The sequence below is a fragment of the Mesorhizobium sp. L103C131B0 genome (genome assembly GCF_000502275.1).
Classification (GTDB): Bacteria; Pseudomonadota; Alphaproteobacteria; order Rhizobiales; family Rhizobiaceae; genus Mesorhizobium.
In genome coordinates, this window is record NZ_AYXC01000002.1 from 394,612 (window position 1) to 407,106 (window position 12,495).

Consider the following 12,495-nt stretch of genomic DNA (forward strand, 5'->3'; position numbering starts at 1 on the left):
TCGGGTGTCAGCCGTTCCACGGCCCCTCATAATCGGCATAGAGCTTTGCCGGATCGGGTCGCGGCCGTTCCGGCGCCGGGCCCTGGTAGGAGCCGATATGGATAAAGCCGACGACGCGCTCCTGCGGCGCCAACCCCAGGATTGCCCTGCCCTCGGCCACATCGGAATACCAGTTGCTGATCATGTTGGTGCCATAGCCCAGCGCATTGGCTGCAATCATCAGGTTCAGCGCCGCCATGCCGCCGGACAGGAACATTTCCCATTGCGGGATTTTTGGATTGTCCTTCGGAACCGACACCACGCCGATCACCAGCGGCGCGCGGGAAAACCGCGCAAGCTCCTGGTTGCGGCGGTTTTCCGGCAGCGGCCCTTCGCGCTGTTCGGCGAGCGCCGCCAGCTTCCTGCCGATCTCGAATCGCGCCTCGCCGCGATAAAGGATGAAGCGCCACGGCTCCAGTCGGCCGTGATCGGGCACACGGCTTGCAGCCGCGATCATGGTCGCGATATCGCCATCGCTGGGCGCCGGTTCCTTCAATTCAGGAATCGGTGCGGAGTTTCGGGTCAGCAGGAAGTCGATGATCGGCGACGCCATGGGGGCCAGGTCTCCTAAAGCACTCGATTTTGAGCTGAAGCGCGCCATTGCGGATCGGGGCGGCTCGGGCATTGGCGCGGGCGCGCCGGACGAAAGAACCTGTTGCCAAGGCGGTCGGACTCTTAAGCCTTGAAATTGCCACCGCCTTGGGCTTCAACGCAAGGCATGTTTGAGGGGAGATCGCGCCTTTTCCTGATTTGGCTCGCCGTAGCGCTGTTTGCGCCGGCCTCGATGGCCATGGCGCAGAATGCCGACGGCATCGGCAATCTGAAACTCCCCGATATTTCGAGCTATGCACCGCCCAAGGGCGAGACGCCGCTGGCACTCGGTGGCGGCGGTGCCATAACGCTGTCGGCGCAGTTGACCGACAAGGGCGCCGACATCACGCGCGGCATCGTCTGGCGCGTCTTCAAGCCCGAGGCCGCCGGCGACGGCAAGCTGCCGATGGTGGCTTCCGCGCATGGCGGCAGCGCCGTGTTCCAGCTCGAACCCGGCAGCTATCTGGTCCACGCCTCATACGGACGCGCCGGCGCCACCAAGCGCATCACCGTCGGCAAGGACGCCAGGCGCGAAAGCCTGGTGCTCGATGCCGGCGGCCTCAAGCTCGACGCGGTGCTGTCGGGCGGCGCGCGTATTCCGCCGAAAAAACTGCGCTTCTCCATTTATGAGGGCACCGCCGAGGCCAATGGCGACCGCGCTTTGATCATTCCCGATGTCGAGCCGAACAGCGTCGTGCGGCTCAACGCCGGCGTTTATCATGTCGTCTCCACCTATGGCGCGGTCAATGCCGTTATTCGCTCTGACATCCGTGTCGAAGCCGGCAAGCTGACCGAAGCCACCGTCGAGCATCGCGCGGCGGAGGAGACCATGAAGCTGGTGCGCGAGACCGGCGGCGAGGCCATCGCCGATACATCCTGGTCGCTGCTCAACGAATCCGGCGATCCGATCAAGGAGGCCGTCGGCGCCTTCGCCTCGATGGTGCTGGCCGAAGGCCAATACACCATCATCGCCAAGAACCGCGACCGCATCTACCAGAAGGATTTCACCGTGGTCGCTGGGCAGAACCAGGAGATCGAGGTGCTGGCCACTGATGCCTCTGCGATCGATCCGGAGGAAGGCGCCGACTGACCGGCGCGCCCATTGGCATCGGTTTGGCTGCTCAGTTGAAGTGGTAGTTCAGGGCTACGTCAGGCGGCCTTGCACAGGCGGCGCTGCAGGAAGTGGACCCGGCCGCGCGGCGCGTCGGGCGCTAGGTCGAAGACACCGCGATGAAGACGGTCGAGCAGCGTCTTGCGGTCGCGCAATGGCTCCAACTCATCCCAGCTCAGCACATCGCCGACGCGCACGTCGATCGCCTTGCCGGACAGCCGCGCAAATTCGCGGATGAGCATTGAAAGGCGCAACGTCAGCGACGCCTTGCCGACGAATTCCGCCAGCCTTCCTTCGCGCTCCCCCATGTTCATCGGGCCGCTGACCAGATGGAACAGCCGGCCGTTCTGCCCGGAAAAATGCATCGGCACCACCGACGCCTTGGCGTCCTGCACGAGGCGCGCCGGAAACATCTTCCACGGCAGGTCGCGCGCCCGGCCAAAGCCTCTCGGCGCGGTGGCGACGCCGCCGGCCGGAAATACCACGATGGTGACGCCCTCTTTCAACAGCCGCACTGCCTCGTGGCGCACCGCCATGTTGTTCTTCACCGCGTCCTTGGTCTCGGAAAAGTCGATCGGCAGCGAGTACGGTTCCATTTCGCGGACCTTCAGCAGATCCTTGTGGATCATGACGCGGAAGGGACGCCCGAGCTGCTCGACCAGCGACAGCACGGCAATGCCGTCGCCAATGCCGAACGGGTGGTTGGCGACGATCACCAGCGGCGTGTCCGGCAGCCCCGCCGGCGGCCACCGATCGGTGCTGCGCACCTTGACGTCGATCAGCTCCAGCATGCGGCTGAACACCCGCTCGCCCGTCGGCGCCACCTGGCGGCGCCAGAAATCGTAGAGCGCGGCATACCGGTCGCGCCCCGAGAGGCCTTCAATGGAATGGATAAACCAGCGCGTCAGCGCCGGCTGGCTCGCATTGGCGTAGGAGAGTTCGGGAAACGGTCTTTCCCGTATCTTCAGCTTGAGCATGGGGGCTCGTTACAAGGTTCGCGTGACAGGCATGTGAAAATGGCGGTGGATCGCTCCACCGCCATTTCTACGAAACATTGTTTGCTCAGGCCGCGCTTCGCCTGCGGTCGGGCGAAACAGCCTCGTCAGAAAGCAGCTTCAGCGCCTCCGCCAGCTTGAGCGATTCCTGATCGCGCGAGCCGAGCCGGCGGATGTTGACCGTCTCCTCCTCCGCCTCGCGCTTGCCGCAGACGAGGATCACAGGAACCTTGGCCAGCGAATGCTCACGCACTTTGTAGTTGATCTTCTCGTTGCGCAGATCCGGTTCGGCCAAAAGTCCTGCCGCCTTCATCTGTGCGACAACCTTTCGCGCATAATCGTCAGCATCCGAGGTGATCGTGGCCACAACCACCTGCAGCGGCGCGAACCACAGCGGGAAATGGCCGGAATAATGCTCGATCAGGATGCCGAGAAAGCGCTCCATCGAACCGCAGATGGCGCGATGCACCATCACCGGCTGCTTCTTTTCCGAATCCGAACCGATGTAGAAGGCGCCAAAGCGTTCCGGCAGATTGAAGTCGACCTGCGTGGTGCCGCACTGCCATTCGCGGCCGATGGCGTCCTTCAGCACATATTCGAATTTCGGCCCGTAGAAAGCGCCCTCGCCCGGATTGATCGAGGTGTTGATGCGGTTTCCCGAGCGCGTCCTGATTGTATCCAGCACGTTGCCCATGATCGCCTCGGCATGATCCCAGGCCTCGTCGGTGCCGACGCGCTTATCCGGCCGCGTCGACAGCTTCACGCTGACATCGTCGAAGCCGAAATCGGCGTAGGTCGACAGGATCAGATCGTTGATGCGCAGGCACTCCGCGGCCAGCTGCTCCTCGGTGCAGAAGATGTGCGCATCGTCCTGCGTGAAGCCGCGCACGCGCATCAGCCCGTGCAAGGCGCCGGACGGTTCGTAACGATGCACATTGCCGAATTCCGCAAGCTTTACGGGCAGATCGCGATAGGATTTCAACCCATGCTTGAATATCTGCACGTGGCCCGGACAATTCATCGGCTTCAGCGCGAACACGCGGTCGTCGTCGGTGTCGTCGCCGGCCACCGTCACCTTGAACATGGCATCGCGATACCAGCCCCAGTGGCCCGACGTCTCCCACAGGCTCTTGTCGAGAACCTGCGGTGCGTTGACCTCCTGGTAGCCCTGCTCGTCGAGGCGGCGGCGCATGTAGTTGACCAGATTCTGGAACATCTTCCAGCCCTTGGCGTGCCAGAAGACGACGCCCGGCCCCTCTTCCTGGAAATGGAACAGGTCCATCTCGCGGCCGAGCTTGCGGTGGTCGCGCTTCTCGGCCTCTTCCAGCATCGTCTGGTAGGCATCGAGTTCAGCTTGCTCGGCCCAGGCCGTGCCGTAGATGCGGGTCAGCATGGGGTTGTTCGAATCGCCACGCCAATAGGCGCCGGCCACCTTCATCAGCTTGAAGGCGTTGCCGATCTGCCCGGTGGAGGCCATGTGTGGGCCGCGGCAGAGGTCGAACCAGTCACCCTGGGAATAGATCTTGAGATCCTGGTCTTCGGGAATGGCGTCGATCAGCTCGAGCTTGTAGCGCTCGCCCTTCTCGGCAAAGACCTTTTTCGCCTTGTCGCGCGACCAGACTTCCTTGGTGAACGGCTTGTTACGCGCAATGATCTCGCGCATCTTCTTCTCGATCACCGGGAAATCGTCGGGCGTGAACGGCTCGTTGCGGGCGAAGTCGTAGTAGAATCCGTTCTCGATCACCGGCCCGATGGTCACTTGCGTTCCCGGCCACAGTTCCTGCACGGCCTCCGCCAGCACGTGTGCTGCATCGTGGCGGATCAACTCCAGCGCGCGCGGATCGCTGCGGGTGATGATCTCGACCTTGCCGGACTTGCCAAGCGGGTCGGAAAGATCGCGAACGGTGCCGTCGATCGCATAGGCGACGGCTTTCTTGGCCAGCGACCTCGAGATCGATTCGGCGAGGCCTGCACCGGTCATCGCCGCGTCACAGTCGCGGACGGAGCCATCGGGAAATGTCAGGGAAACGGAATTCAGCATTTGTATCTCCTATCCAGTCCCGCAAACGAGCGCGGGTGGTCGTGGTGTGAAGCCGGAGGCATCCGGCAGCGGGCGGGTTTTAGAGGCAGCACGGTGTGAGGTAAAGAGCGCTGGTAGTGTGTCAGTTTGAATTCCAGTTGGAACGTTGCCATTGGCCTCCCCGATCGGAACGACCAAGGACCGCCACTTTGCAGCCGTTCAAGGCTAGCGCGAGCTTTCACTCACTCGCGCAGGCCTGCCTTGCGCAAGTTCTCGCGAAGATGTTCCAAGTCACCTGAGTTCTTGTATGGCGCCATGTCCGAGGTCGTTCTCATCGTGATTGTGGCTCGCGGCTCCAGCTGCAAAATGTGCTCGATGACCTGCTGCGCTTCGTCTTCGCTCCCTAAAGCCGCGTAGCTCGCTGCCAGGTATAAGTGTTGGTATACGGTGTCGAGGGTTCGTAGACCTTCCAACGCCGCGATCGCTTCACGATATCTGCGAACGTCGTAGTAAATCTGGCCAATCTGTAGGATGTACCACTCGGGGTAGTGAGGGTTGAGACGCATGGCTTTTTGCGCCGTCTCAAGGCCTTCCTGTGCCCTCCCACAATAGCTTAGGCAGGAACCGTAATCCAACAGCACGTCGGCGTCATTTGGATTAAGCTCAAGGGCGCGTTGATACTCAACGATAGCGCGTTCGTATTGTCCGCAAAATAGGCAGTGCCCTGCGAGCGCATAGTGCCCCCATGCCTCGGCGTCGTCCCGTTCGATCGCCAAATTGGCGTATTTCAGGCCACATGCCAGTGAAGCCTCGGGATTCGCGCTCCAACCGTCGCTTGCGTCGATCATGTGCGTCCAAGCGAGCTTGGCAAACGCCTTTCCGAACTTCGGATCGAGTTCGCCTGCCTTCTCAAAGAGTTCCCGAGCACGCAAGTTGTCTTGTTTTGTGTAGCGGTTGAGAGACTCCATGCCGCGCACGAAATAGTCCAGCGCCTCAAAATTCCGCGTCCCCGCGACTTCCGGGCGCTCTTGCCACGCCTTTAACAGTCGGCCTCCGTACGCTGTGGCTAAACTGCCGATTATTCTTTCAGTGACATCGTCCTGCACGGCAAAGATGTCCTCGATGCCTCGGTCGTAGCGCTCTGCCCAAAGGTGCCGCCCAGTCTTGCCGTCAATGAGCTGGGCGGTAATCCGGACCCGGTCCTTTGACCTCTGTACACTGCCCTCCAAGATATAGCGGGCACCCAGCTCTCGGCTGGCATCCTGTATCTTCGTGGCTTTGCCCTTGTAAGCAAACGTCGAATTACTGGCTATGACGGAAAGATCGCGAAACCGAGACAATCCGGTGATGACGTTCTCTGTGATCCCATCCGCAAAGTAGTCCTGCTGACGGTCGTCGCTCATATTGACGAACGGCAGCAAAGCGATGGATGGCTTATCAGCAAGCGACGCCGGCGAAGTGGGGGCCGCTTCGGGACCGTCGAGGCGCACCGCATAAGCTCGCACGGGGCGTTCAATATTTTTAAGTATCTGCTCACCAATGTCGTCGAATTGAAGTTCAAGCCGGTTTCCTAGGTGATCTCGCACCGTGCCCGAAACCATAACACCTCCAACAGGAGCGATGCCTTCGAGCCTTGTCGCCACGTTCACGCCGTCACCCAACAGATCGTCATCCTCGACGATTACGTCACCGAGGTTGATCCCAACGCGGAATTGTATTCTTCGGTCCTCGGACAGTTTTGCGCTGCGACCCGACATGGCACGCTGCATAGCAACGGCACAAGCCACGGCGTTCACGACACTTGGAAACTCGGCGAGGATGCCGTCGCCAGTCGTTTTGAAGATGCGACCTTGGTGCTCGGCCATATTTGGGTCGATAAGGTGGGCCCGTATCTCCTTCAGATCGGCAAGTGTGCCGGCCTCGTCGCTGCCCATCAGGCGCGTATACCCCACCACGTCAGCGGCCAGAATTGCGGCAAGACGGCGTTGGACGCGTCCTTCGGTCATGTGGTGCATTGCTTTCAAGAGCAACAGGACCGGGATTGTAAGGGCGACGGCCGACAGAGTCCACGAGCCGGAACGTCGACTGATACATTTCCGCAGCGGTCATTGGCACAGCCGCCGGGATTTGTCGCGGCAACTCACTTCACCAGTTGCGGCAAATCCCTCAGGAACGCCCCGCGGGTCGCCGGGCCCTTCGGTGTGTCGATCGGTTTGGTATCGACGACCAGCCGGGCGAAGACGATCCGCCGGCCGCCCTTTTCGGCCCAGCCGACGAACCAGCCCAGCGAGCGCTTGTCCTTGCTGTTTCCCAGCCTGGTGCTGCCGGTCTTGCCCTGCACCGTCCAGCCGTCGGCCTGGAAACTCGGCAGGATGGCTCGGGTCATCTCATGTGCCTTGGCAGAAACCGGCATCTTGCCGGCGAGCAGCCGGCGCAGGAAGGCTGTCTGTTCGACCGGCGATATCTCAAGCGAGGAATTTATCCAGGATTGCGTGAGCCCGTTGTCCTTGTCGGCATCGCCCGAGACATCCATGTTGCCGTAGCCGAATTTCGAGACGTAGAGGGCAAAGCTTTTTGCGCCGAGCCGGCGCACGATCTCGCGCGAATACCATACGATCGAGTCGCGCTCCCAGATCGTCGGGTCGACGGCCTTGTGGTCGCGCTTCACGGCGTTGAACTCAGGCTTGTAATCCCAGCTCGGTGTATGCGCGTCGCTGAGGACACCGCTGTCGTAGCCGATCAGCGCCAGCGGCACCTTGAAGGTCGACGCCGGGCTGACGCGTTGGTCGCAGACGCCGCTTTGATAGAGCGTCTCGCCGCTCGCCGCGTCCTGGATAAGCGTGCAGGCGAAATCGCCAAGCGGCGCCGATTGCGCCCGCATCGGAAATCCCAGAAACCAGGCCAGCAGGAAGAGGACCGCGGCAATGATGAAGGGGTGGGTTTCGATCCGACGCATGTGGGCTCTCCTGGGAATGAACAGGAGGCGCTTAGCGAAGTGTCTTGGCTCGATTTTGACTCAAATGCGCAGTCTTTGTGCAGCCCGTTGTTAACCTTACCGGATTGTAAAGAAATGCCGCGCTGGCGATCTGGATCAGGGGCCAGCGCGCCCGCCGTCAGGCCTCGCCGCGCTTCCTGCCGATCTGCCAATAAAGCCATGGCATGAACCAGACATAGCGCTGATCGAGTACCTCCGGCACGCGATCGATGCCATGCGAACCGAAAGGGCCGCAGCGCAGCACGCGGAACAGCCCCATGAAGCCGCCGGCCCACAGACCATGGCGGGCGATCGCCTCATGCGCGTATTCGGAACAGGTCGGCAGATGCCGGCAGGAATTGCCGACAAATCCGGACAGCGTCAGTTGATAGAGGCGCACCAGCGACGTGCCGAAAATGCGGCCGGGTGTTTTGCGCCAGGGACCGGGCCAGTTGCGCCCGCGCCGGGTCCGTCCGGCGGCATGCACATGCCGATGCTGGTCGCCCACCGCAGTCTCTTTCCGAACGCGACCCGAAACCGGCTTCCGGGTCAGCTTGCGTTTCCAAACCGATAGATGTGAGCTTCGGCCGGCAAACGCAATCCTCTTCACTCACTCGCCTGTTTGTCGGCTTCAGGGTCGCGAGCGGCGAAAGGGATGCCGCTCCGCTGGAGCCGCCCAGCGGGTGGCCGGCCTTTGCTCGGTGCGCTGCACATGATGCTGCCTGTCGCCACGCCATTGAAACGTCGCGATCCGCATCACATCGCCAAAGATTTCCAGAAACTGGATCATGTCCGTGTCTCCTCTAAGAGCGGATTAGACGCCCACTGGCCTTCGCCTTCAAACGAGTATAATTTCCGTTTCGGATAACTCTGGGTTATGCGAATGAAGCGCGGACGGCTGCCACTGACGGCCTTGCGAAGTTTCGAGGCAGCCGGCCGGCAATTGAGCTTTAGCCGGGCCGCCGAGGAGCTGTTCGTCTCGCAGGCCGCCATCAGCCGGCAGATCCGCGAGCTCGAGCAGTTCCTGCACCAGCCCTTGTTCCGCCGTCATCACCGCCGCGTCGAGCTGACCGAGGCCGGCCAGCGCCTGCTCGATCAGTTGGTCAGGAGTTTCGACGACATCGACAGGCTGCTTTCGGACCTGGTGGCGGCCCCGGCACAGTCGGTGGTTCGCGTCAGTGTCGAGCCGTCGCTGGCCTCTGTGTGGCTGTTGCCGCGGCTCAACCGGTTCAGCCAGTTGCGGCCTGATATCGACGTTTCCCTCGAGGTCGACCCAAGGCCGATCGAGTTCCGCAGCGATCAGCCTGAACTAGCCTTGCGCTTCAGCGCGAGCGCCACCTCATGGCCGCGCAGCGAGGCCGAATGGCTCGCCTCGACCGTTGATTCGCCGGTCCTGTCGCCGGCATTGCTGGCATCAGGCCCTACCCTCGAAAAGCCGCTCGACCTTGCCCGCTACACGCTGCTGCACGAGGAAAACCGCCAGGGCTGGGCGCGCTGGTTCGAGGCCGCCGGCGTCGCTGCCGACGCCATTCCGGCGCGCGGCCCGATGCTGGCGGATGTGTCGCTGTCGAAGCAGGCGGCCCTGCTCGGCCACGGCGTTGCGCTCGGAGACCTATTGCAGATCGGCGAGGAGATTGCCTCCGGCGCGCTGATCAAGCCGTTCGACATCGACGTCGCATCGGGCGCCTACTGGCTGGTGGCCAGGAGTTTGAAGGACCTGCCGGAGCCGGCTAAGGCGTTTGCAGACTGGGTGAGAAGCGAATTCGCCGAAAGCAGACGGGCGCAGCAAACCAAGGCATGAGCCCGGTTACGTGAGAAGCTCCTCGACGTGTTCAGCGCCCAATTTTGACAATTCACCGGCTGTTGGAGGAGCCGTCATGTACCAACATCACCGCTTGTTCGGCGCGTTTCTTCTCGATCTGACCGATGGCATCGACGACCGCATCGAAGGTCAGCATGGTCGAGGCATGGCGCGCCTTGTAGTCGCGCACCGGCTCCAGATATCTCAGATCGGCAAAGCGGCCTTGCGGCGGCGCGCCGTTTTCCTTGAGCATCTTCAGCATGGTGTCGCGCACCGCCCGCAATTCGTCGGCGCTGGCGCCGATGACATGTTGAGCCATGATCGAGGACGAGGCCTGGCCGAGGGCGCAGGCCTTCACGTCATGCGAGAAATCGGTGACGACGCCATTGTCCATCTTGAGGTCGATGGTCACCGTCGAGCCGCACAATTTGGAATGGGCCTTGGCGCTCGCATCCGGATGATCGAGCCGGCCTATGCGGGCGATGTTTCCGGCAAAACCCAGAATTTTCGCATTGTAGACGTCGTCAATCATATTTTTCCAATCCGTCGCCGCCAAGCGAACAGCGATTGCCGCTGTGGCGTCTTTCATTCGCTGCGCACGACCATATATAATGCTGGCAGTCGGGTATCGACAAGGCAACGCAAAGCCGCCGTCCTTGCCCGTTTCGTTCACGCCGCTTGCGGGCTGGAAACAGGGCGAGTTTTCAGCACCCGAAAGGTCGTGGTCCGTTCAACTCGTTCCTTCTGAGAGAGGAACTACGGGAGACGCCTTTATGGATGCCGTCATCAAGAAAATCATGCCCCCTTCCGACTATCTGGACAAGCCGGTCACCGACAGGCCGAGCGAAGCCGAGGTCGAGGCCGCCGTGCGCACGCTGTTGCGCTGGACCGGCGACAATCCGGACCGCGAGGGCCTGATCGACACGCCCAAGCGCGTCACCAAGGCCTTTCTCGAAATGTTCAACGGCTATGACATGTGCCCGGCCGAAGAACTCGGCCGCACCTTCGAGGAAGTCGCCGGCTATGACGATCTCGTCATCGTCAGGGACATCCAGTTCCACTCGCATTGCGAGCACCACATGGTGCCGATCATCGGCAAGGCGCATGTCGGCTACCTCCCGGACGGCAAGGTCGTCGGCCTGTCCAAGATTGCCCGTGTGGTCGATATCTTCGCCCATCGCCTGCAGACGCAGGAGGCCATGACTGCACAGATCGCCGGCGTCATCCAGGACGTGCTCAATCCGCGCGGTGTCGCAGTCATGATCGAGGCCGAGCATATGTGCATGGCCATGCGCGGCATCCGCAAGCAGGGCTCCACCACGCTGACCTCGACCTTCACCGGCGTATTCAAGGACACGCCCGAGGAACAGGTCCGTTTCGTCACCATGGTGCGCGGCCTCGGGGCGTAAGCCGCTCGCCGCCATCGCTAGATCAAGGACCGGCGATGTCGGCACTAACATTTCCCAAGGCTCCATCGGACAAGAAGGCTCTCGAAGAAGGCGCGGTGTTTTCCCCGCGCTTCGATGCTGCCGGGCTGGTCACCGTCGTCGTCACCGACGCCGCTGACGGTATGCTGCTGATGGTCGCGCATATGAATGCCGAGGCGCTGGCGCTGACGCTCGAAACCGGCATCGCGCACTACTGGTCGCGCTCGCGCAACGCGCTGTGGAAGAAGGGCGAAACATCAGGCAATTTTCAGACCGTCGTCGAGATGCTCACGGATTGTGACCAGGACGCCATATGGTTGCGCGTCAAAGTGTTGGGCCACGACGCAACTTGTCACACCGGCCGGCGTTCATGTTTTTATCGGACGGTGGGGCTAATCGGCGGCAAGGCAACGCTTGCCGACGATGGCAGCACGCCGCTGTTCGATGCGGAAAAAACGTATCGGAAGCCCGCGTGAACCATTCAACAGTCGCAAACCACTCATATTCACTATTCTCAAACGTCCTTCCTGTAGAACGGACGCGGGACAAGGGAGATCATGATGCTCGAGTGGGCGTCATTGCGTAGCAGACCGGACGTGCGGGAGGCCAATGGCCCCTCATCGTCCGGCGGCGTGCCTGACCCGCAACCCGCGGGCAAGACAGGCATTTCGCTCGCGCTGGGCGGCGGCTGCGCACGCGGCTGGGCGCACATTGGCGTGCTGCGCGCGCTCGACGAAGCCGGCATCGAAGTCTCGATGATCGCCGGCACCTCGATCGGCGCGCTGGTTGGCGGCTGCTATCTCGCCGGCAAGCTGGACGAACTCGAGGAGTTCGCCCGCAGCCTGACCAAGCGGCGCATCTTCGGCCTGCTCGATCTCAATCTGCGCGGCAGCGGCCTGTTCGGCGGCATGAAACTGGACGTCAGGCTGCGCGAGCACATGGCAGGCATCCGCTTCGAGGATCTGACAAAACCCTTCGTCGCCGTTGGCGCCGAAATTCGCACCGGCCATGAGATCTGGCTGTCCAGCGGTTCCCTGATCACCGCGATGCGCGCTTCCTATGCGCTGCCCGGCGTGTTCGAACCGGTGAATTGCAACGGCCGCATCCTGGTCGACGGCGCGCTGGTCAACCCGGTTCCGGTTTCGGTCTGCCGCGCCTACGAGCAGCCGCTGGTCGTCGCGGTCAACCTTCACTACGATCTGTTCGGCCGCGCCGCCGTCATCAAGCACAGCGCCGGCGAACTGCTCATCGAGAAGGACGCGCCCCGGCCAGGCCAGGCCAGCCCCGACCACCAGCCGCACCAGAGCCGTCTCGGCATCACCGGCGTCATGGTCGAAGCCTTCAACATCATCCAGGACCGGATTTCACGCGCAAGGCTGGCGGGCGATCCGCCCGACATGTCGCTCCAACCGAAACTCAGCCATATCGGCTTGACCGAATTCCACCGCGCGGATGAGGCGATCAGCGTCGGTTACCAGGCGACGATGGCGCAGATCAGCGAGTTGAAGCGGCTGCAGACGGTTCTCGCTTAAAACAA

13 protein-coding genes are annotated in these 12,495 nt (G+C 62.0%); 5 read left to right on the forward strand and 8 right to left on the reverse strand.

Features of this window, described 5'->3' with window-relative positions:
- Positions 1-7 precede the first annotated feature (7 nt).
- The gene (locus X730_RS159255) at positions 8-592 is read right to left on the reverse strand and encodes a nitroreductase (protein ID WP_023701213.1); all 585 of its coding nucleotides are present in this window, start codon (positions 590-592) and stop codon (positions 8-10) included.
- Between the two features lie 165 nt (positions 593-757).
- On the opposite strand from X730_RS159255, the gene X730_RS159250 reads away from it, so the two are divergent.
- Positions 758-1,720 carry a hypothetical protein gene (locus X730_RS159250; protein WP_023701214.1) on the forward strand — a complete coding sequence of 321 codons (963 nt, stop codon included), beginning with the start codon at positions 758-760 and terminating at the stop codon, positions 1,718-1,720.
- Between the two features lie 59 nt (positions 1,721-1,779).
- On the opposite strand, the gene X730_RS159245 is transcribed toward X730_RS159250, so the two are convergent.
- The 6 genes from X730_RS159245 to X730_RS1000000168065 all read right to left on the reverse strand — a co-directional run bounded on the left by X730_RS159245 (position 1,780) and on the right by X730_RS1000000168065 (position 8,520).
- Entirely contained in the window at positions 1,780-2,718 is a 939-nt protein-coding gene (locus X730_RS159245) for a GNAT family N-acetyltransferase (RefSeq protein ID WP_023825665.1), read from the reverse strand.
- Between the two features lie 85 nt (positions 2,719-2,803).
- Entirely contained in the window at positions 2,804-4,777 is a 1,974-nt protein-coding gene (gene thrS / locus X730_RS159240) for a threonine--tRNA ligase (RefSeq protein ID WP_023825666.1), read from the reverse strand.
- Between the two features lie 221 nt (positions 4,778-4,998).
- The gene (locus X730_RS159235; protein WP_023825667.1) at positions 4,999-6,762 is read right to left on the reverse strand and encodes an adenylate/guanylate cyclase domain-containing protein; all 1,764 of its coding nucleotides are present in this window, start codon (positions 6,760-6,762) and stop codon (positions 4,999-5,001) included.
- A 134-nt stretch (positions 6,763-6,896) separates the two neighbouring features.
- Entirely contained in the window at positions 6,897-7,712 is an 816-nt protein-coding gene (gene blaOXA, locus X730_RS159230) for a class D beta-lactamase (RefSeq protein WP_023825668.1), read from the reverse strand.
- A 157-nt stretch (positions 7,713-7,869) separates the two neighbouring features.
- Positions 7,870-8,238, reverse strand: coding sequence for a membrane protein insertion efficiency factor YidD (gene yidD / locus X730_RS159225; protein WP_023825669.1), 369 nt, complete (start codon positions 8,236-8,238; stop codon positions 7,870-7,872).
- Positions 8,239-8,361: 123 nt separating this feature from the next.
- The gene (locus X730_RS1000000168065) at positions 8,362-8,520 is read right to left on the reverse strand and encodes a hypothetical protein (RefSeq protein WP_023667618.1); all 159 of its coding nucleotides are present in this window, start codon (positions 8,518-8,520) and stop codon (positions 8,362-8,364) included.
- A gap of 93 nt (positions 8,521-8,613) precedes the next feature.
- Here X730_RS1000000168065 and X730_RS159220 point away from each other — a divergent pair, with 93 nt between their 5' ends.
- On the forward strand, positions 8,614-9,531 hold the full coding sequence (locus tag X730_RS159220; protein WP_023825670.1) for a LysR substrate-binding domain-containing protein: 918 nt from the start codon (positions 8,614-8,616) through the stop codon (positions 9,529-9,531).
- A 52-nt stretch (positions 9,532-9,583) separates the two neighbouring features.
- Here the strand turns inward: X730_RS159220 and X730_RS159215 are convergent, their stop codons facing one another.
- Positions 9,584-10,063 (reverse strand): iron-sulfur cluster assembly scaffold protein, encoded by a 480-nt coding sequence (locus tag X730_RS159215; RefSeq protein ID WP_023825671.1) that lies wholly within the window; start codon positions 10,061-10,063, stop codon positions 9,584-9,586.
- A gap of 241 nt (positions 10,064-10,304) precedes the next feature.
- Between X730_RS159215 and folE the strand changes: the two genes are divergently transcribed.
- The 3 genes from folE to X730_RS159200 all read left to right on the forward strand — a co-directional run bounded on the left by folE (position 10,305) and on the right by X730_RS159200 (position 12,490).
- Positions 10,305-10,940, forward strand: a complete 636-nt coding sequence (folE, locus tag X730_RS159210; RefSeq protein WP_023667622.1) for a GTP cyclohydrolase I FolE — start codon at positions 10,305-10,307, stop codon at positions 10,938-10,940.
- Positions 10,941-10,975: 35 nt separating this feature from the next.
- On the forward strand, positions 10,976-11,434 hold the full coding sequence (hisI, locus tag X730_RS159205) for a phosphoribosyl-AMP cyclohydrolase (RefSeq protein WP_023825672.1): 459 nt from the start codon (positions 10,976-10,978) through the stop codon (positions 11,432-11,434).
- 84 nt (positions 11,435-11,518) lie between these two features.
- The gene (locus X730_RS159200; protein WP_023667624.1) at positions 11,519-12,490 is read left to right on the forward strand and encodes a patatin family protein; all 972 of its coding nucleotides are present in this window, start codon (positions 11,519-11,521) and stop codon (positions 12,488-12,490) included.
- The last annotated feature ends 5 nt before the right edge of the window (positions 12,491-12,495 follow it).